General features: G+C 62.9%; 9 protein-coding genes and 5 pseudogenes. 7 read left to right on the plus strand and 7 right to left on the minus strand.

What is annotated here, in order from left to right; translation table 11 throughout:
- Positions 1 to 43: 43 nt before the first annotated feature.
- On the plus strand, positions 44 to 514 hold the full coding sequence (locus tag K9D25_RS09010; RefSeq protein WP_244450516.1) for an Lrp/AsnC family transcriptional regulator: 471 nt from the start codon (positions 44 to 46) through the stop codon (positions 512 to 514).
- 473 nt (positions 515 to 987) lie between these two features.
- Here K9D25_RS09010 and K9D25_RS09015 read toward each other — a convergent pair whose 3' ends face one another.
- Positions 988 to 4,728: an autotransporter domain-containing protein gene (locus K9D25_RS09015; RefSeq protein ID WP_244450517.1), complete on the minus strand. Its 3,741-nt coding sequence runs from the start codon at positions 4,726 to 4,728 to the stop codon at positions 988 to 990.
- 84 nt (positions 4,729 to 4,812) lie between these two features.
- A complete protein-coding gene (locus tag K9D25_RS09020; protein WP_244450518.1) occupies positions 4,813 to 7,077 on the minus strand; it encodes a beta strand repeat-containing protein in 2,265 nt (754 codons plus the stop codon).
- A 402-nt stretch (positions 7,078 to 7,479) separates the two neighbouring features.
- Between K9D25_RS09020 and K9D25_RS09025 the strand changes: the two are divergent.
- Together K9D25_RS09025 and istB are read left to right on the plus strand one after the other, a co-directional pair.
- Positions 7,480 to 8,344: pseudogene (locus tag K9D25_RS09025) on the plus strand (IS21 family transposase); the annotation flags it as partial.
- Positions 8,334 to 9,143 carry an IS21-like element helper ATPase IstB gene (istB, locus tag K9D25_RS09030; protein ID WP_244450519.1) on the plus strand — a complete coding sequence of 270 codons (810 nt, stop codon included), beginning with the start codon at positions 8,334 to 8,336 and terminating at the stop codon, positions 9,141 to 9,143. The pseudogene K9D25_RS09025 and the gene istB, both read left to right, overlap by 11 nt.
- Positions 9,144 to 9,698: 555 nt before the next feature.
- On the opposite strand, the pseudogene K9D25_RS09035 reads toward istB, so the two are convergent.
- Both K9D25_RS09035 and K9D25_RS09040 read right to left on the minus strand, forming a co-directional pair.
- Positions 9,699 to 10,054 (minus strand): annotated as a pseudogene (locus K9D25_RS09035) (transposase domain-containing protein); the annotation flags it as partial.
- Between the two features lie 134 nt (positions 10,055 to 10,188).
- Positions 10,189 to 10,346: pseudogene (locus K9D25_RS09040) on the minus strand (ATP-binding protein); the annotation flags it as partial.
- Positions 10,347 to 11,478: 1,132 nt separating this feature from the next.
- Between K9D25_RS09040 and K9D25_RS09045 the strand changes: the two are divergent.
- The 3 genes and pseudogenes from K9D25_RS09045 to K9D25_RS09055 form a co-directional block, all read left to right on the plus strand.
- Positions 11,479 to 12,043: pseudogene (locus K9D25_RS09045) on the plus strand (transposase); the annotation flags it as partial.
- A 248-nt stretch (positions 12,044 to 12,291) separates the two neighbouring features.
- Positions 12,292 to 12,555: a transposase gene (locus K9D25_RS09050; protein WP_432207941.1), complete on the plus strand. Its 264-nt coding sequence runs from the start codon at positions 12,292 to 12,294 to the stop codon at positions 12,553 to 12,555.
- 771 nt (positions 12,556 to 13,326) lie between these two features.
- Positions 13,327 to 13,536: pseudogene (locus tag K9D25_RS09055) on the plus strand (IS66 family transposase); the annotation flags it as partial.
- Positions 13,537 to 13,611: 75 nt separating this feature from the next.
- On the opposite strand, the gene K9D25_RS09060 reads toward K9D25_RS09055, so the two are convergent.
- Positions 13,612 to 14,963, minus strand: a protein-coding gene (locus K9D25_RS09060) for an IS3 family transposase (RefSeq protein WP_244450521.1) whose coding sequence is annotated in 2 segments (ribosomal slippage) — positions 13,612 to 14,627 and positions 14,627 to 14,963 — 1,353 coding nt in all. Because the reading frame shifts where the segments join, the coding sequence is not laid out codon by codon here.
- 634 nt (positions 14,964 to 15,597) lie between these two features.
- Between K9D25_RS09060 and K9D25_RS09065 the strand changes: the two genes are divergently transcribed.
- Positions 15,598 to 16,398 carry a DUF72 domain-containing protein gene (locus K9D25_RS09065; protein ID WP_244450522.1) on the plus strand — a complete coding sequence of 267 codons (801 nt, stop codon included), beginning with the start codon at positions 15,598 to 15,600 and terminating at the stop codon, positions 16,396 to 16,398.
- On the opposite strand, the gene K9D25_RS09070 is transcribed toward K9D25_RS09065, so the two are convergent.
- Both K9D25_RS09070 and K9D25_RS09075 read right to left on the minus strand, forming a co-directional pair.
- Positions 16,382 to 17,755, minus strand: coding sequence for an ATP-binding protein (locus tag K9D25_RS09070; RefSeq protein ID WP_244450523.1), 1,374 nt, complete (start codon positions 17,753 to 17,755; stop codon positions 16,382 to 16,384). The two genes, K9D25_RS09065 and K9D25_RS09070, sit on opposite strands and share 17 nt — an antisense overlap.
- Complete coding sequence (locus tag K9D25_RS09075; RefSeq protein ID WP_244450524.1) at positions 17,752 to 18,429, minus strand: response regulator; 678 nt, start codon at positions 18,427 to 18,429, stop codon at positions 17,752 to 17,754. Before K9D25_RS09075 ends, K9D25_RS09070 begins: the two co-directional genes overlap by 4 nt.
- Between the last annotated feature and the right edge of the window lie 4 nt (positions 18,430 to 18,433).

Below are 18,433 nucleotides of genomic sequence, written 5' to 3' on the forward strand. Positions count from 1 at the left end.
TCATGGCTGAAATCGCCGATTTAGGCTCAGTCCGTGGTGTTTCATGCCAGAAGTCAGAATCGATACCATCGATCGAAAAATCCTCGCCATCCTCCAGCAGGACGCACACACCACGATGGAGAAGCTGGCGGCGGCGGTGGGGCTTTCGCCTTCGCCCTGCGCCCGGCGGGTGCGCAACCTCGAAGCGTCAGGCGTTATCAAGCGCTATGTCGCGGTGGTCGACCAGGACAAGGCCGGCCTGCCGGTCAGCGTCTTCGCCTCCATCCGGCTGGAGCGCCAGCGCGAGGACGAACTCGACCGTTTCGCCAAGGCCATCGCCCGCTGGCCGGAAATCGTCGAGTGCTATCTGATGACCGGCCAGAGGGATTATCTGCTGCGCATCGTGGTCAAGGACCTGCCGGCTTATGAGGCCTTCCTCAAGCGCACCCTCACCCGGTTGGACGGCGTCGCCTCGATCGAATCGAGCTTCGCGCTGAGCCAGGTAAAGCACGCCCAGGCGCTGCCGATGGAGTGAAGCCTGGGGTCCCAGGCGCGCTGCCCGCCGCATCAGGCGGAGATCCGGACCGCGTCGGTTAATGATCTACCCGCGTTTTCCGCAATGCCGCAGCCATCGCAAATGGTATTTAATTCGCATTTTTCGGTCCCATGCTTTGATGTATTATGCCAGTGGACAATATTTAGAATCTGAAGACAAATATTTGAATCCTATTTTGTAGATGTGATTGTTTTTCGATTTTTTCGCTCTATTCAATAATGTAAAATATGTCTTTCAGATAGTGCTGCGCCAAAACTAAATTTTGAATGCTTCAGATATTAAAAATAAGATTCCCTGAGCTAACGAAAAGAAAAGATGCTGAAAACGAGGCCGCCGCAGCGCGAAGCTGGCGGAGGCCTGTCTCAAGAACATATGGCCAGTCGAGCCCTGGCAAATCCACTCTAGCCCTGGCAGGCGACCGAGAAAAAAGTGGCCGCCGGACGGAGTGCGGGTTAGAACTTCCAGTCGAGCGTGCCACGCACGCTCTGGTCCTGCGAGTCATCGCCGAACTGGCCACCATAGGCGAGGCCCAGCGTCACGCCGTCGGAGACCGCAACATCGAGGCCAAGATCTACGAGGAAGGAATTCTCGGCGATGGGTAGACCCGCCACGGTGAACAGGTCGCTGCCCGCGGCGACGGCATAGGTGGCAAGCGGGGTAACGTCACCGAAGGCGTGGCGCCAGCCGAACATGCCCTTGGCGGTCGCCAGCGCCGAGCCGAGCGCGAAGCTGGTCGAGCTCCGCAGGCCAAGCGTGGTGTAGGTCACGCCGGTGGTGTCGCTGCCCGTGGTCAGGGCCGCCGGTCCACCGGTCTCGGCGTAGCCGTCGGTGTTCAAGCTGACATAGGCAAGGCCAACGAAGGGCTCGAAGTCAAAGCCGGCGGCGCCAAAGCCGTAGCCGAACTCGCCGAACACCTGGGCGGTGCCGGCGTCGTAGTCCGCCTCCAGCGTCTGCGCAAAGGGGATCGTCGCAAGGCGCGTCGTGGAGACGTCGTTCCAACTATAGGCCGCGCCGGCGCGCAGCCGCACCGCATCCCAATTCGTGCCAGTATAGACGCCGAGGTGGAAATTGTCGCTGTCGCCGGAGGAAACAGGGTCGTCAACATTGAAACTGGTGGTGCTGTAGCCACCGACCACGCCGAGCCGCCAAGTATCCACCAGCGTGTCCGCGCCGATGAAGAAGCCCCCGGTGTCGCGATCGAGGCTGGCGGCGTTGCCATTGCCATCAGTTGAGCCCCAGGAGCCGAAGCCCTGCACCCAAATGGCGCTGGCAGGGGCTGGCGGCAGCGGGTCGGGCTGGCCCTTCACGGGGAAGGGCGCAGGCCCGGTGGCCGGTGCGGGATAGCCGAGCGGGGCGACCGATATGCTACTGGAAGCGCGGGAATTGTCGGCACTCCACAACCGCTCAAAGATCGCCCCGCGTAGGAACTGGCTGTCGTTGATCACCACGCCCTTCGCCGAGGCGCCAATTTCCCCCGAGAGAAGGTTGAAGGCGCTGTCGAGCTCGGCCTCGCCGAGAATTACCGCTGCCCCGTAGAGTGGATTGTCCCCGGCCATGGACTGCACCGCATTGGCGACGGCGCCCTGGTTGCGGGTGCTCACCTTGGTGGACCAAGGCGCACTAATGCCGGAAAAAGTGACAGTGACGGCGTGCGCGCCATAGGCGACGAGGGCCTCGAGCAGAGGGGCATCGTATTCGACGTCGAATATCGCATCGTCGGTCCGTACGACCGATCCGGCCGACTCGATGGTGATGATCTCGTAGCCGTGCCCAATCTGGATGCCCTTGGAGACATCCAGCGCAAGGCGGGCGCCACCCTGGATCACCGCGTTCCCGGAGGTGTCGGCGATGGTGGTGACCAGGATATTGTCGCTGACGGGATCACCAAACGCATCGAATCCGAACTCGGCGTTGTACAGAGACCCTCCGCCGAATGTGAACTCGCCGACCGTTAGCGTGCCGGGAGAATTGCCCGGCCCTACCGCCGCTCCTTCTTGGAGTGTAACGGACTTCGCTGTCCCGTTGCCGCCCAGCACGGCGCCATCGCCCACGGTGACGTCCGACTTTGCCAGCGAACCGTTGAGGATCAGAGCTCCCACATTGATGTTGGTGGCCCCCTCGAAGTTCTCCGAGTTGGTCCCCTCGATGACAAGCGCGCCGGAGCCCTCCTTCACGAAGGTACCAGTACCGGTCAGCGCGCCGGTGAACGTGGTATTCTCGCCATTGCCGCCGACGTTCAGTTCCGAACCCGCGCCGAGGGCGATGTTCGCACTGCCCGAGAGGGCGCCGACTGTCAGGGTCGAACCATCCCCAATGCTGACGCTGCCGCTCCCATCAATCGAATCAACATTCTGCGTGACGCCGACTAGTTCGAAGGTGCCATCGATTCCCACTGTCACCGCCGTATTGACCGAGAGCGCGTTGGTGCCGACGATCTGCAAGATGCCGTTCGAGACGATCGTCTGGCCATAATAGTCATTCGCCGGATCAACATCGCTCGGACGGTCGAGTACCAGCGTGCCTTCCCCGGTCTTGGTTAGCCCGCCGGGACCGGAGATCTGGCCGGTCAAGGTGCCAGTGTTGCCGGTGCTGATCTCGAGGATCGCCGTGGTGCCGGTGCCGATCTGGACGGCCTGACCCAGCGTCGTGCCGTCAGCATCGCCGAAGGCGAGCGTGCTGGTGGCCTCGAAAATGATTTTCGTGCCCGTGCCAAGCGCGCCCTCGGCGGCGCTCAACTTGCCGCCGGCCAGATAGGTGTCGCCGGAGTAGCTGTTGGGGCTGGTGAGGGCGAGCTCGCCCGTCCCTGTCTTGCGCAGCCCGCCTGCGCCTGAGAATTGGCCGTTCCACGAGGCGCCGAGACCATTGGTGTCGAAGGTAAAGACGGTGCCGTCCTGCAGCGTCGCATTCACCTCGGTGGTCAGCGCGGCGCCGGTGACCTCGAGCGTCGCCTCTCCGAGATTGAAGGCATAGTTGCCGGCGCCATTGTTGTAGTCGCCGATCAGCGAGGTGCCGCCGATCTGCAGCACGCCGCCTGACAGGTTGTACGCTCCGTCACCCTGGGCGGAGAGATAGAGCTGGCTGTCGTTGGCGACGAAGAGCACGCCGCCGGTCTGGTTGATGACGCCGTCACCCAGATTGGGCGTTCCGGAAAGCACCCAGTTTCCGATGATCAGGCTGCCGTCCTCGATGCGCACCTCGCCAGTGCCAGAGATGTTCAGTTCGCCCTCGGACGTGCTGTAGCTGTTGTTGCTGAAGCGGCCGAGATTGAAAACGCCGCCGCTTGCGAGCGCCAGGACGCCGCCGGAGATGTTGTAGGTGCCTTGGCCACCCTGGTTGCCGACGTTCATGCCGCCGCAGCTGTCGCTCGCGCCATTGCAGCCCACCACGGCGACGGTGCCGCCGGTCTGGTTGACCTCGCCGATGCCGCCCCATCCGCCAACTGAGAGCGACTGGAGCGAGAGAGTGCCGCCCGAAACTTCCAGTTCGCCCGTATTGGCCGCAGAATTCGTGGTGCCGGTACCGACGTCGAGATAATCGATCGACGTGTTGCCCGAGGTTTCGCGGACCGTGCCGCCGCTCACATAGAACTCGCCGCCGTTCATATCGGCGCCGTCGATCACAAGCGTGCCCTCGCCACCCTTATTGAATTTGCCGTAATCGGCATCCCACGCCATCCCGCTGGACTGGATCGTCCCGGAGAACGCCGCGGTCTGCCCCGCGCCGATCGTCGTGGAGAGCAGCTTGGTGCCGAGCAGGATCTCGCCCGAGCCGGAGAGCGCGCCGATCTGCACGCCGATAGGGGTGCCACTGATGTCAAAGGTGGTACCAGGCCCGACGGCGACGTCGTTGCTGGTTCCGAGTGCAAGATTGTTCGTCACTGCCAGAGTGCCGCCGACAAGGCTGACATCGCCAGTGAAGGCGCTGTTGTCGCCGCCGAGCGAGAGCGTGCCGACCCCCTGCTTGATTAGGTCGCCGTCGCCGGAGAACTGACCACTCCACGTCGCGCCGAGGCCGTTGGTGTCGATGGTCGAAGCTGTATTCGCCACCAGCTCGGCGTCCACCGCCGTATTCAGCGCGGTACCGATCACCTTGATCGTGCCGCCGCCGAGGTTGAAGTCGTAAGAGCCGGTGGTGTTGCCGCCGCCGCCATAAAGGCCAAGCAGGCTCGCCGCCGATCTCCAGCGTTCCGCCATTGAGGTTGTACGTGCCCGAGCCATAGCCACCGAGATAGAAGCGCGAGCCGTCGGAAATGCGCAGCGTGCCGCCGGTCTGGTTGATCACGCCTGAGCTGTTGGGCTGGGTACCCGCATCGCGGTCACCGATAACGAGGAAGCCATCTCCGACGCTGGGAGACAGCTGAACCAGCCCCGTACTGCTGATGTTGAGTTCTCCGCTGCTCGTCGGCCGGCTCGTGGCGTTGCGACCGATGGAGTGGGTGCCGCCCTCCAGCAGCAGGGAGCCGCCGCTGATGTTATAGGTGCCCGTGCCGCCCTGATTGCCGATGTTAAGCGAAGCGCAGCGCAGCGGTCATCGTCGTCGCAGGTCTGCGCCAGCCGCACCGTGCCGCCGGTCTGGTTGACCGTGCCGGTGCCGCCGAAATCGCCGACGCGGAGGCCGACATTCAGCGTCAGCGTTCCGCCGGAAACGTTGAGCTGGCCGGTGCCACCATCGCCGCCGACATTGATGTTCGACCACGCCGTATCGCCGGTGCTCTGCGTCATCGAGCCCGCAATGATGGTTGCCTCGCCCTTCTCCATCGTCGAGCCGTTGATCACCAGATCGCCGTCGCCCGCCTTGTAGAAGCGGCCATAGGTCGAATCGTAGGCCCATCCGTCGGAGGTGATGGTGCCGGAGAAGGCCGCGCTCGCGCCCGCCCCGATGCTGGAAACAATGAAACTGTCGCCAAGCTTCACCTGCCCGGCCCCGGTGAGCGCCCCGATCTGGACGATGCCCGCTCCCGAGCCGGGATTGCCCGCATCGACCGCAGTGAGGTCGAAGACGGTGTCGGCCGCCATAGCCACAGCATTGCCGATGCCGATGCCATTCTTGTCGGTCAGCGCCAGCGTGCCGCCGACAAGGCTGACGTCGCCGCCATAGAGGCTGTTGTCGCCGCCGAGCGAGAGCGTGCCGGCGCCATCCTTGGTCACCCCGCCGTTGCCGGAGATCGCGCCGTTCCAGGTGAGGGTCTCGCCGTCGACGACACTGATGGTCGAGTCGCTCTGAAATGTCGTGTCGATGATCGTAGGCACCGAGAAGCTGTCGCTCGCGACGAGCGTTCCGCCGTCGAAGATAAACGACGAATTCGCATTGCCGCCGGTGATGGCGTCCACCGTCAGCGTGCCGCCGGACAGCGTGTAGGTGCCGGTGCCGCTACCGGTGCCGAACCGCAGACCGCCCGTCACGGTGGCGGTCCCGCCGGTCTGGGTCACCGCGCCCGTGCCGGACTGCGTCGCGATCTGCAACCCGGCGAGAAAGTCCGCGGTGCCGCCCGAAAGCTCATAGCTACCCGCGCCATCCCGACTGATGACCACGGCGCCCTCGGACGAAAAGTCGCCGCCGCTCTGGAGGAAGCTGCCGGTCGTGTCCGCATCGCGGCCGAAAGTCGCCCCCTGCGTGCTCAGCACCTCGAAGGTGCCGTCGCGTAGGTCGTAAGCGCCGTCGCCGCCGGCGGCGCCGTCGTTCCAGCCGAACCAGAAAGCATTCGACCCGGTATCGATCGACACCAGCGAATCCGGGCTGTCCTGCACGATGCGACCGGTGCCGCCATTCGTCCCGACGAAGATCTGCGTGCCGCTTCCCGAGACCACGTTGTCCGTGGTGAATTTTGCATTGCCGCTGATGGTCAAGGTGCCGTCGCCGCCGGCCCCTTCGCCGACATAGATGCTGGAGCCGGCCGTGAGGTTGAACGTGCCGCCGCTCATGGCGTAATCGCCGGAGCCGCCGACGACGCCAAGCTGCAGGGCGCTGCCGTCGAGATGGATGGCGCCGCCAGTCTGGATGAAGGACCCCGTCCCGGTGTAGCCGACATTGAGGACGGAATAGCCGCCTTCCTTGCCCAGCGTGACCGATCCGCCGGTCATTAGGACGGCTCCCTCGATCGTTCCCGCGGGATCAGGATCGTAACCGATGTCGAACCGGCTGTTGCCGTTGAAGTAGATGGCCGCGCCGTCCTCGACAACGAATTCTGACCCGTTCTGCACGCCGACCCGGCCCGGCCCGCCGCTGGAACCGGCGATGAAGTTGAGATCGATGCCGGTCGCGGTACCTGGCAGTGCCAGATCGTCCCCGATCACCACGCTGCCCGACGTATCGCCGATGGTAATGTTGACGACGTCATCGGCACCCTGCTGGGTCGCAATCGGAATGTACTCGTTGAAGCCAGATTGTCCCGCTCCGGTAAACTCAGCCGCCACCAGCGGCGAGCCGAGACCCGCCATAACCGCAATGCTGGCAACCAAGCGCGCGAGCGCCGTCGAATTCCTGAGGTTAGAGGCAAGGCGCGCCGCGCGCTTGTAAACAGTTCCGGAAGAAAGCCCCAACATCTTCACATTCCCATTCTGCAGAAGGCCCGCAATCCCAAGGCTCTTCCGAAGGCATCGCGCCATCTATCATCAGGTGAAACGAAGAAATTCGTGCAGTCAAACAGCCTATCGACGATCCACACGATGATCGATTCTCGAAAATGTCGATCTCAAATAAGCCCGCCAGACTGCAACCGTTGATGCGTACCTGACTACCCCATTTTCCCAACCACTAGTTTAGGGGCGATTCACGGAGGGACAGCAATTTTCTGACGGACCATGTTCGTCCGTCCCGCCCCTGTGTCCGTTGGGGCACAGATATAAAGCGACGTGCGTCTGGACACGGCTCTACGAATCCAAAAAAGGTCAATGCGCATCGGCCATGACCGGCTGCGACGCGGCCCCGCTTCAATGAGTTGCGCGAATCCGGCTTCTGGCTGGGAGATGCCCAGGATGCCCGTCATCGGCTCTGGCAACCCATGCCGGACGTCCTCTCGCTGGAGGCCTTGAACGAGTGGCTGGAGACCCGATGGCGGGAGCTGTGGCTCCAGACCGGGCTGGGCACGCAACCCGGCTCGATCGCCGAGGTATGGCTGAGGAGATCCGGCACCTGATGGCGATGCCCCGGCCGTTCGACGGCTTTTCGAACACGCCAAGCGCGTTTCCCCGACCTGCCTCGTCCACTTGGAGCGCAATCGCTAAAGCGTGCCGTTCGTCCTTCAAAATGCCCACTCGGCATTTTCTGCGCTTCGCGCACCAGTACTCACTCTTCGCCAACCGCCCGGTGAGCCTGCGGATCTATCCCCACCGGATCATCGTCGTCGCTGAGGGGCAGGCGATCTGCCAGCATCAAAGGGTCTTTGCTCGCTCCCATGATCGCCAGAGCCGGACCATCTATGACTGGCGCCATTATCTGGCTGTGGTCCAGCGCAAGCCCGGCGCCCTGCGCAACGGCGCACCCCTTGCCGAGATGCCACCGTCCTTTCGGTCCCTGCAGCAGCACCTGCTCAAGCGACCAGGCGGTGACCGCGAGATGGTGGAGATCCTCTCCCTGGTCCTCCAGCAGGACGGAGCAGGTCGTGCTCACAGCCGTCGGACTCGCTCTCAAGGCCGGCGTGCGGACCAAGACCCACATCCTCACCTGCTGCACCGGCTGATCAACGGCGCGCCGCTGAGCACGCCGACGATCCCGGCCCCTGCCGCCTTCACGCTGACCACCGAGCCGGAGGCCAACGTCGAACGCTATGACACCCTGCGCCGAGCCAGGGAGGCGCGCCATGCGTCATGATCCGGCCAGCGGGACCATCGTCATCATGCTGAGAAGCCTCAAGATGCACGGCATGGCGCAAGCTGTCACAGAGCTGATAGAACAGGGATCGCCGGCCTTCGAGACCGCCATGCCGATCCTCTCGCAACTCCTGAAGGCGGAGACTGCCGAACGCGAGGTGCGATCCACCGCCTACCAGATCAAGGCTGCGCGCTTCCCGGCCTATCGCGACCTCAACGGCTTCGACTTCGCCAGCCGCGAGGTCAATGAATCGTGCGTGCGCCAGCTTCATCGCTGCGAGTTCCCCGACGACGCGCACAACGTCGTCCTGGTCGGCGGGGCGGCTACCGGCAAGACCCTCATCGCCACGGCTCTCGGCGTCCGCGCCGTCGAGTATCATCACAGGCCGGTCCGCTTCTCCTCTGCCGTCGCGCTCGTCAACGCGCTCGGACAGGAAAAGGCGCAGGGAAAGGCCGGCCAGATCGCCGGCCGGCTCGTCTATGCCGAGCTCGTCATCCTCGACGAGCTAGGCTACCTGCCGTTCAGCGCCTCGGGCGGCGCCTTGTTGTTCCACCTGCTGAGCAAGCTCTATGAGCGCACCAGCGTGGTCATCACCACCAATCTCAGCTTCTCCGAATGGGCGACGGTCCTCAGTGATGCAAAGATGACGACCGCCTTGCTTGACCGGCTCACCCATCACCGCGATATCCTTGACACCGGCAATTACAGCTTCCGCTTCAAAAGCAGCTCGGCAAAGCCCCCCAAACCCACCAGGGAGAAGCCGCGAAATTTGACCGCTACCTGGCCCGAAAATCAATAAATGCTCTATTGAGATCGCTTGAAAAATATTACCAATATAAATTCAAATTATTCAAATTCCATATAATAATTGTTATATTAATTATACTTATAAATTATACATGATAGAACCCAAAAGATAGCGGACATAGCCGCAAAAATTGACGCGTAGTTTAATAAATCGGAATCAATTGCAATTGTTTTTCTATATATTCTTAATATAATATACAAAAAAATATTAAAAAGCTCATTGAAAATAAATAAACACATAATAAATTATATTTAATATCGTCAATGAAGTATAGTTGTCATAATTATTGAATTTTTTAATCATGCTATGCAGTCCCGAATATTTATACTATTGCCTATTATTATAATTCGATAAACAAAACATGCGAATCATTCTTGCGGGGGATTGTCCACTGCGCATGCTCTGAAATGTCAATTGGCATGCTCCATGACCTCCTGCAAAAAATCAAGTCAGGTTTCTGCGGACGACGGGGTGTCCCCAGCCGTGAGAATTACTTTTTTGCGACGGTGCCGGATGTCGCCCAGGGTTGGGCCATAACTCAGCACTACCTAGGCAGTTGGGCTGTATAAAGTGTTTATCGCTCTCGATATCGACCACCGTCTCGATCTGGGTAGATGGGCGGGCATCGCGCCCCGGTTTGCACGACGCGTTGCAGCCCGATCGGCCTTTGTCGCTGGCGCTTTCTCCTTGGATGCCGCAGAATCTTCGACCTCCACCTGCACAGCCTCCTCCAGGGCGACGAGAAGCTGGTCCTCGGGCCGCGGTTCGGCGCGCCGGCCCAAGTGATGGGGTTACAATTCCTTGATGATATGACGCGGCCGCTCGATCTCCGCGTCCTGGACGATCAGCATCTCCTGGGGCGTTTCGGGATCACGGGGAAGCTTGGTGCGGAGCGAGGCCAAAACGCTGATGCAATCGTATTCATCCATGGTTTGCGAGGGTTTTTGGCGCGCCGCAACCGGCGCCTTGGTCCATTGTCGTTCATGCACCCGGCGCCAGTGCGGACCTCGAACAAGGCCTGCAACTGCGCCGCTGTCAGCCGATCGAGGATGGCGATGGCCGCGATGGGATCGCCGAAGACCGAGTCCACTCTCCGATGGCCCGGTTTGAGGTCACGAGCATGGCGCCGCGCTCACGGGGGAGGCTGACGAGCTGGAAGAACAGATGCGCAGCGTCGGGCTCAAATGGCAGATAGGCGCTAATGCGCCTTGCTCAATGTCAGCCGGTCGCTTTCGACGGCGGCCTGCGGACACAAAGCCCCGAGACCCTTGCCATCATGCGGGCGACCAGGGTCCAGTTCGTCGAGGCGCCCTGGTGTGCTTTCCGACAGGCGATGCGCCATCTACGCCGGTCGGGACCTGAGATCGGGCGCACGCGCGGCGTCTCATAGCCTGCATGTAGTTGGCTGCCATCAAACAGAGGCCGAAGATCACGGTGTGACGCCAGCAGCATCTTGTCATCCTTTATCTTCCCGGCGTCGTAGCTATCGACAGGCCTGACCACGTCGGTCCGCCTAAATCACCCACATCCCGATGCGGAGCGGGTTTTTGAATGTGTTCGTGATCATGCGCTGGCACAGCCGCAGGGTTCTCTCCTGAGGTTTTCAACACCATGGGCGAACGTCTGCGTCGACGCGCTGAAGGAGGCTTGCCCCGGTTCGGGCGGCCGGCATCTAAAGTCCCGACCCGTTCAGCCAGCTCACAGCCCGCGTTTCGACCAGGTTTTGTCGGCGGCCGGCGTGCGATCTCCCTGGATGCGGCTGCCAGAGTGAATGCACCTCGACGCCTTTGAGATCGTTCCGAAGCTCGATTGGGATCTGCAAATGGGTCACCTACCACAAACGCATGGGCTCAACTCGATTGTCGGCGGACGAGCGTCTGAGAAGGTTCATAAGGCCTGCGAAGGCGCCGACGTGGCAGCGTGGCTGACACCAAACCAATCTTAGACCAGCCGCCTCTCTGTACGAAAAATGGTGACTACATGATATACATTTCAATTATACGGAAATTCGGATAATAAAAATGTGTCTTCATTCGGAATTGCTGCAATGCCGGCATGGTGGCAGCGACAGTCGGACAGGGCTAGTTCCATTCGAGCACTTCGCGAAATTGAGAAATGATTATGAGAAAATCTGGGCAGCATTGCGACGCCGAACTCGAGAAGGACGCTCCCCCAGGCTCGCAGGCGTCTATCGAAGCTAAATTTCGTAGTATTAGGCGCCGTATGCGCCACATGCGTTGGATGTTTCTAGTAACTTTTTTTCTGTTAATGATTATTTTGATAAAGTAAAAGAAAAATTAACTTCGGCTTTCTCTAAGGCGGACAGATGACGCGGGTGCGGTTCACGGAAGAGCAGACATCGCGGCTTTGCGCGAGTATAAAATAGGGGCGGAGAGTGCTGTTCTGTCGCGCAAGCACTGCGTCTCGGAAGCAACCCTGTACAACTGAACCGGAAGGCCCGTTATGGCGGCGCCATGGACGGGTTCGAGGTCAAGGGCCAGAACAGCTTGATGACGAAAACGCCAACCCCAAGAGGCTGCTGGCTGAGCAGATGCTGGATGCCAGCGCGCTCCGCGAGCTTCTTGTAATAAATGGTGGGGTCGGTCGCCACGCGCGAAGCTGTCGCCCATTTGCGGGCCGTGATGCGACTGTTGGAACGGCGGGCATACGGCATTATCGCCGCTGATCGGAAGATGGTCCGCTACCCATCTCATCGACCGGATCTTGCCCTGCGCGCGCAGCTGCGCGATCAATACCAATGAACGCAGGCGCTGTCGGCTATCGCTCGGCCGGCGGCAATTGATCACAATGTTGCCGTAAGGCGGCGGCTGTTCGTCCTTCGGCGTCGCGCAGGTGAGCCGCTCGGGATCAAACGCATCTGTCGCTTCTATTCCTCGCTTTCACGCATGTTGTTCGTTGCAACTGGTTGCAATTCTTGTCGTCTGGCATATCCGTCGATGATCTGGTCAAGGCAATGAGCAATACGCGCAATTTAAGGGCTAGTTGTCGTGGCGGTGCGAAGAGACCGACGGTAAGATGAAGCCCTTCCTGACCGTTCGATCCAGGGCGACTGGCCCTCTCTCTGATCGACGCCACCTGGCTCGAAGTCCGGCGTGGCGGAGGGATCGTCTTGATTGCCGTGATCATCGCCATAGGGTTCAACGCCGAGAGGCGGCGCGAGGTGCTGGGGCTAGATATCGGGATCTCCGAGGCGGGGCTGATGTGGACCGAGTTCCTACGCAAGTGGATGCGCCGGGGCCTGCGCGGGGTGAAACTGGTGGTCTCCGATGCGATGAAGGCATCAAGGCGGCGGTCTCAAGGTGTTCAGAGCTATCTGGAAGTGCATCGGGAGCACTTCCGACGCAATGCCCTGGCCCATGCAGGCCAGAGCGGCGGCGGGTGATCTCGGCCTTCATCTCCACCGCTTTCGCCCAGGAAGCCACTGAGGCGGCCAGCCTGCAATAGCGCACCGTTGCCGATCAAATTCAACCCAAGCTCCCGAAGCTGGCCACTATCATGGAGGAGGCCGAGCATGACGTTTCGTCACCGCCGGTGCGAGCTCCACCACTTGCTGCGACACGATCCATCTCGTTTGTTGCAACCGGTTGCAATTCTTGTCGAGAGATTGGTGGGGCAGTGGGCATGATGCCGGCGGATGCCCAGCACGTAGACCAAACTACGCCTCTCTTGCTCGGGCTCGACCATCGCGGAAAGTTTGAGCCGGATGTGACGGTGAGCGCCGTGCGCGCCGCCACGGTCTGACGCCGCAGCAACTGCTCACCTCGCGGCGCGAAGCGCGCAAGGTGAGCGAGATGATCCCGGCCTTCGTGCCGGCGGTCGTCGCGCCGGAGAGCCAGCCCCCCGTCTGAACCTTCTGCCCCATCGTCACGACCGAAGCGGCGTGGCCGGCAACGGCGCGCCGCGGCCATCGAGATTGCGGTCGCCGGCGCCCGCGTGACGATCGAGAGAGGGGCCTCACCGACGACCATCGCGGCGGTGCTCGGCGCGTTGAAGGCCGGGTTGTGATCGGTCTGACAGGCGTAGTCCGGGTCACGGAGGCGACAAAGCCCGTCGATTTCCGCGAGTGGGCCGAAGGCCTGGGTGAAGCTGGTGTTCTGGGACGGCACCGGCGTGGTGGTGGTCGCCACGCGCCTGGAGGATGGTGAGTTCCGTCGGTCGGCGCGCCGAGACGCTACACGAGGACGAGCTTCTCCTCGCCCTGGAAGAGGCCCATGAGGTGGAGGCCGCAGGTTTTGGGGCATCTGAGGAGAACGCGCCGGCGACAACGGCCGTGCGGGTCGCAAAGCGTCGTGTAAACCGCGGCGCGTTGCCCGCCCATCTGCCGCGCATCGAAACGGTGGTCGATATTGTGAGCGATGTCTGCACTGTCCGTCGTCAGATGATTTGAGACTGTTGCGGCGTCTCAGGAACGGAGGTTCTGGCTCATCTGGGTTTGAGGTTATGCGGCCTGCAGCTGATGCTGCAAGCGTCTCTGTTGGATGGTCTGGCGCTTGATCCTTTCGCGTTCGGTGAGGATGGCCTGCCCACGACCGAGGTAGACGTCGGCGGGCGTCAGGTTGCCCAGGCTCTCGTGGTAGCGGGCATGGTTGTAATGCTCGACGAAGGCGGCGACCTGCCGTTCGAGATCGCCGGGCAGATAGTATTTTTCCAGCAGGATGCGGTTCTTCAGGGTCTGGTGCCAGCGCTCGATCTTGCCCTGCGTCTGGGGATGATAGGGCGCGCCGCGAACATGCTGCATGCCCTTGCCGTCGAGCCAGGTGGCGAGGTCGGCTGAGATGTAGGAACTGCCGTTGTCGCTCAACAGCCTCGGCCGATGCGCGACCGTGATCTGGTCGAGCCCCGATGCCGCCAGAGCCAGATCAAGCGTGGCAGTGACGTCGTCAGTGCGCATCGTGGCGCAGAGCTTCCAGGCGACGATGAACCGGGAGAAGTCGTCGAGCACGGTCGAGAGATAATACCAGCCCCAGCCCGTGATCTTCAGGTAGGTGAAATCGGTCTGCCAGAGCTGGTTGGGCGCCGTCGTCTTGTCCTTGAACTCGGACGCCGCCTTGATGACGATGTAGGCTGGGCTGGTGATCAGATCATGCGCCTTCAGCAGCCGATACACCGATGCTTCCGAGACGAAGTAGCGCTTTTCGTCGGTGAAGCGCACCGCCAGCTCGCGTGGGCTCAGCTCCGTTTCGCGCAGCGCCAGCTCGACGATCTCGTCCCGAACCGGCTCGGGGATCCGGTTCCAGACACGGTCGGGCCGTGAGCGATGATCGGCAAGCGCCTCGACCCCGCCGGTGAGATAGCGATCGTACCAGCGATAGAACGTGGCGCGCGGGATGCCGAGCTTGTCCAAGGTGCGCCGCGCCGGCAGATGCGATCCCTCGACCAGCCGGATGATCTCGGCCTTCTCGGAGGCAGGATACCTCATGTGTCGTCCTCCCCATCCGCGAGCATGCTTTTTTTGAGCAGGCGGTTTTCCAGGGTCAGATCGGCCACGGCCTCCTTCAGCGCCTGCGCCTCACGGCGCAGCTCCTTCACCTCGTCCGAGGTCGCCGCGCGCGCCGTGTCACCGGCGAGACGGCGCTTGCCGGCGTCGAGGAACTCCTTCGACCAGCCGTAATACATCGACGAGGCGATCCCCTCGCGCCGGCACAGCTCGGCGATGCTCTCCTCGCCGCGCACGCCTTCCAGCACGATGCGGATCTTCTCTTCGGCCGAGAACTGCCGCCGCGTCGCTCGGCGGATGTCCTTCACGACCTGCTCTGCCGGTGCTTTCTCCGGCCCGGATTTCTGTCTCATCTGCGCTCCTGAATGGCTGCGATGATCCAGAAATCCTCCCTTCCCGAAAACCATCAAACTGTCTCAAGAGCGCTGACGGCGGACAGTCTGATGAACGGCGTTCGGACCTGCACGCAAAGGCGCCGCGACATTGCCCGCTTCAATGCATCGCGGTCGTTGCAACGGGTTGCAATCAGTGCCGAAGGAGATGATAGGCACGACGCCGGCTGTCGCCGATGACGTCCACCAAATCCTGCCACGCTCTGGCTCGGATGGGGTCACGTCACGCCGTGCATCGCTGTGAGGCGCGGATCGATCGGGTGTTGGGTCCCGGTGTTGGGTGTGGAAAGCCACCGATCGCGCCGTGGGGACCGACCAGTTCCTGCCAATCGCGGGGGCCAACCCCGTTCTATGTTCCGAGACTTCACGGGTCAGCAGGCTAGAGACTGCGACGTGGCGAACATCGCATGGTGCGCACGTGTCATGTCGTGCCTCGGGACCGATAGCACCATGCGCAATCCCATGAATTCTCGTCTGCTTGCGGCCCATAAGAGGGAAATGACATAGATGACACGTGCACGAGTGTGCCATTTCGTGCCATTTGCTCCTCGCCAATCGACACTGCGCGCTAAGCCAACGAACGCAGAGGCCCCCCATGTCCCCTTCCGCACCCATCCGCATCGGCGTCGGTGGCTGGACCTTCGAGCCCTGGCGCGGGGTGTTCTATCCCGACGGCCTGACCCAGAAGCGCGAGCTGGAATATGCCGCGTCGAAGCTCACCGCCATCGAGATCAACGGCACCTATTACGGCTCGCAAAAGCCCGAGAGTTTCGCCAAATGGCATGCGGAGACGCCGGAAGGCTTCGTCTTCACGCTGAAAGGCCCGCGCTTCACCACCAATCGCCGCGTGCTGGCCGAGGCGGGTGAATCGATCGAGCGCTTCTTCAACAGCGGCGTCACCGAGCTGAAGGAAAAGCTCGGCCCGGTGAACTGGCAGTTCATGGCCACCAAGAAGTTCGACCCGGACGATTTCGCCGCCTTCCTCAAGCTCCTGCCCAAGCGTGTCGACGGCCGCGACATCCGCCACGCGGTGGAGGTGCGGCATGAGAGCTTCAAGACGCCGGATTTCGTCGCTCTGGCGCGCGAGCATGGCGTCGCCATCGTCCATGCCGGCGACAGCGATTTCCCCGCCATCGCCGATGTCACCGCCCCCTTCGTCTATGCGCGGATCATGGGCACAAGCGAGGACGAGGCGCTGGGCTATGGGGAAAAGGCGCTGGACGGCTGGGCCGCCACCGCGCGGGCCTGGGCGAGGGGCGAGACGCCGGAAGCGCACAAGCCGACCCTGCTCACCCCGCCGGCGGAAGCGACGCCGCGCGAGGTGTTCCTGTTCGTCATCTCCGGCTTCAAGCCGCGCAATCCCGCCGCCGCGCAGGCGCTCATCGCGCGGGTATGACCGGCGCGACGGGAAACACCAGCCGCGCATGGGTGCCGTGCGGGGCGGCGCGGGCGATTTCCAGCCGCCCGCCATGCAGCGCGGCGATGCGGCGGACGATTTCCAGCCCGATGCCGAGCCCGCCGGCGCGGCGGTAATGGCCGGGCGGGTCCGTCGCCTCGCCCGGCGCGTCGGGGTCGAAGCCGCGCCCGTCATCGATGACGCTGATGCCCGGGCCGTCATCGCTGCGTACCGTGATGGAAACGCCCGGCCCGCCATGGCGCAGCGCGTTCTCGATCAGATTGCGCACCGCGTCCTTCAGCAGGGCGGCATTGCCGGGCACATACACGTCGCCCGCGTCCTCGAAGCCGATACGGGCGCCGCGCGCATAGACGATCGGCGCCAGCGTGCCGACGATCTCGCGGCCAATCTCGTCGAGCGCAATGGGCGTGAAGCCGCTGCGGTCCGCCGCCTCCAGCCGCGCCAGCATCACCATCTGATCGACAAAATGCGTCAGCTCGTCCAGTTCCCCCAGCGTGCGGCGCGCGGCGGGGTGGTCGATATTCTCCAGCTCCAGCCGGATCACCGCCAGCGGCGTGCGGATTTCATGGGCGATGGCGGAGGTGAACAGCTTCTGCGCGTTCATCAATTCGCGGGTGCGGGCATAGGAGCGGTTCACTGCCCCGGCCAGCTGGGCGATCTCGCGCGGCATGCCGGCCTCTTCCAGCCTTGCATCGGGGCTCAGCGGGTCGAGCCGCTCCGCCTGCTCCGCCGCCGCCGTCACCGGGCGCAGCGCGGCGCGGATGGAGAGCAGCGTGGCGCCGAGCACGAAGAGCAAAGTGAGGCTCATCGGCAGCACCATATGGTCCACCACCTCATGCGCCAGCACGCCCCACACCGCGCCCTGCGGGTCGCCGGTCACCGCCACTTCGATAAAGGCGGTGCGCGGGCCGATCTCCACCGTGCGCCCGCCGGCGAAGCTCAGCGGATAGCCGGGCGCGATGATACGCAGCCAGAAGGAGGGCGGGTTGAGGTCGAGGGGCAGGAAATGCGCGGTGCAGGCGTCGTCGCAATGCGAGAACAGCACCGCGCCCTGCGCGGTGCGCACGCGGGCGACATAGCCCGTGCCGGCCGCGCCATAGCGCCGGCGCAGTTCCTCCGGCAGTTCATAGGCGAGGCGGGTGTCGTGCAGCGACAGTCCGGCGGCAAGTTCCGCGCTTTCCTGCTCCAGCACGAGGCGCGCCATATTGTCGGGGTCGCTGCCATAGTCGATCAGCACCGCGACAAGCTGTGCCAGCATGGCGAGCGCGGCGAACAGCACGATGCGCAGCGCGACGAGGCGCCCCAGCGGCGCACGCGCCCCGGCGGCGCGGCTCATCCCTCGGTCTCGCGCAGGAGATAGCCGACGCCGCGCACCGTCTCGATGGCGGTGCGGGTCGGATAGGGCGCCAGCCGCCGGCGCAGCCGCGACATCAGCACCTCGATGGCGTTGGGGCTGATCTCCTCGTCATATTCGGACAGCGTTTCCTCCAGTCCGCGCTTGGGCGTCACCCGGCCGGCATTGCGCAGCAATATTTCCAGCGTCGCCCGCTCGCGCGGGGCCAGCGCGATCACCTCCTCGCCGCAGCGCGCTTCCTGCGTCGCCGGGTCGAAGCGCAGCGCCCCCGCCTCCAGCACGGGATCGGCGGAAACCGGCGCGCGGCGCAGCAGGGCGCGGGCGCGGGCGAGCAGTTCGCCATTGTTGAACGGCTTGGTGAGGTAGTCGTCGGCCCCGGCGTCGAGCCCGGCGATGCGCTCGTCCACCGCCCCGCGCGCGGTCAGCACCAGCACCGGCGTGCTGCTGCGGCTGCGCCTGAGGCCGCGCACGAGGTCGAGCCCGTCGCCGTCCGGCAGGCCGAGATCGAGCAGCACGAGGTCGTAGTGCGTGCTGGCTAAAGCGGCCTGCGCGTCCGCGACGCCGCCCACCGCGTCGAGCCGCCACCCGGCGCCGCGGATGGTCTCGCCGACGAGCTCGCGCAGCCGCGCGCTGTCTTCAACGAGGAGAAGCCGCATCCGC

It is taken from the genome of Ancylobacter polymorphus, from assembly GCF_022836935.1.
Classification (GTDB): domain Bacteria; phylum Pseudomonadota; class Alphaproteobacteria; order Rhizobiales; family Xanthobacteraceae; genus Ancylobacter; species Ancylobacter polymorphus_A.

Excerpts from the sequence above, each read along its gene's own strand:
- K9D25_RS09010 (WP_244450516.1), top strand. The coding sequence starts at position 44 with ATGCCAGAAGTCAGAATCGATACCATCGATCGAAAAATCCTCGCCATC.
- K9D25_RS09015 (WP_244450517.1), bottom strand. The coding sequence starts at position 4,728 with ATGGCGGAACGCTGGAGATCGGCGGCGAGCCTGCTTGGCCTTTATGGC.
- K9D25_RS09020 (WP_244450518.1), bottom strand. The coding sequence starts at position 7,077 with ATGTTGGGGCTTTCTTCCGGAACTGTTTACAAGCGCGCGGCGCGCCTT.
- istB (WP_244450519.1), top strand. The coding sequence starts at position 8,334 with ATGCGTCATGATCCGGCCAGCGGGACCATCGTCATCATGCTGAGAAGC.
- K9D25_RS09065 (WP_244450522.1), top strand. The coding sequence starts at position 15,598 with ATGTCCCCTTCCGCACCCATCCGCATCGGCGTCGGTGGCTGGACCTTC.
- K9D25_RS09070 (WP_244450523.1), bottom strand. The coding sequence starts at position 17,755 with ATGAGCCGCGCCGCCGGGGCGCGTGCGCCGCTGGGGCGCCTCGTCGCG.
- K9D25_RS09075 (WP_244450524.1), bottom strand. The coding sequence starts at position 18,429 with ATGCGGCTTCTCCTCGTTGAAGACAGCGCGCGGCTGCGCGAGCTCGTC.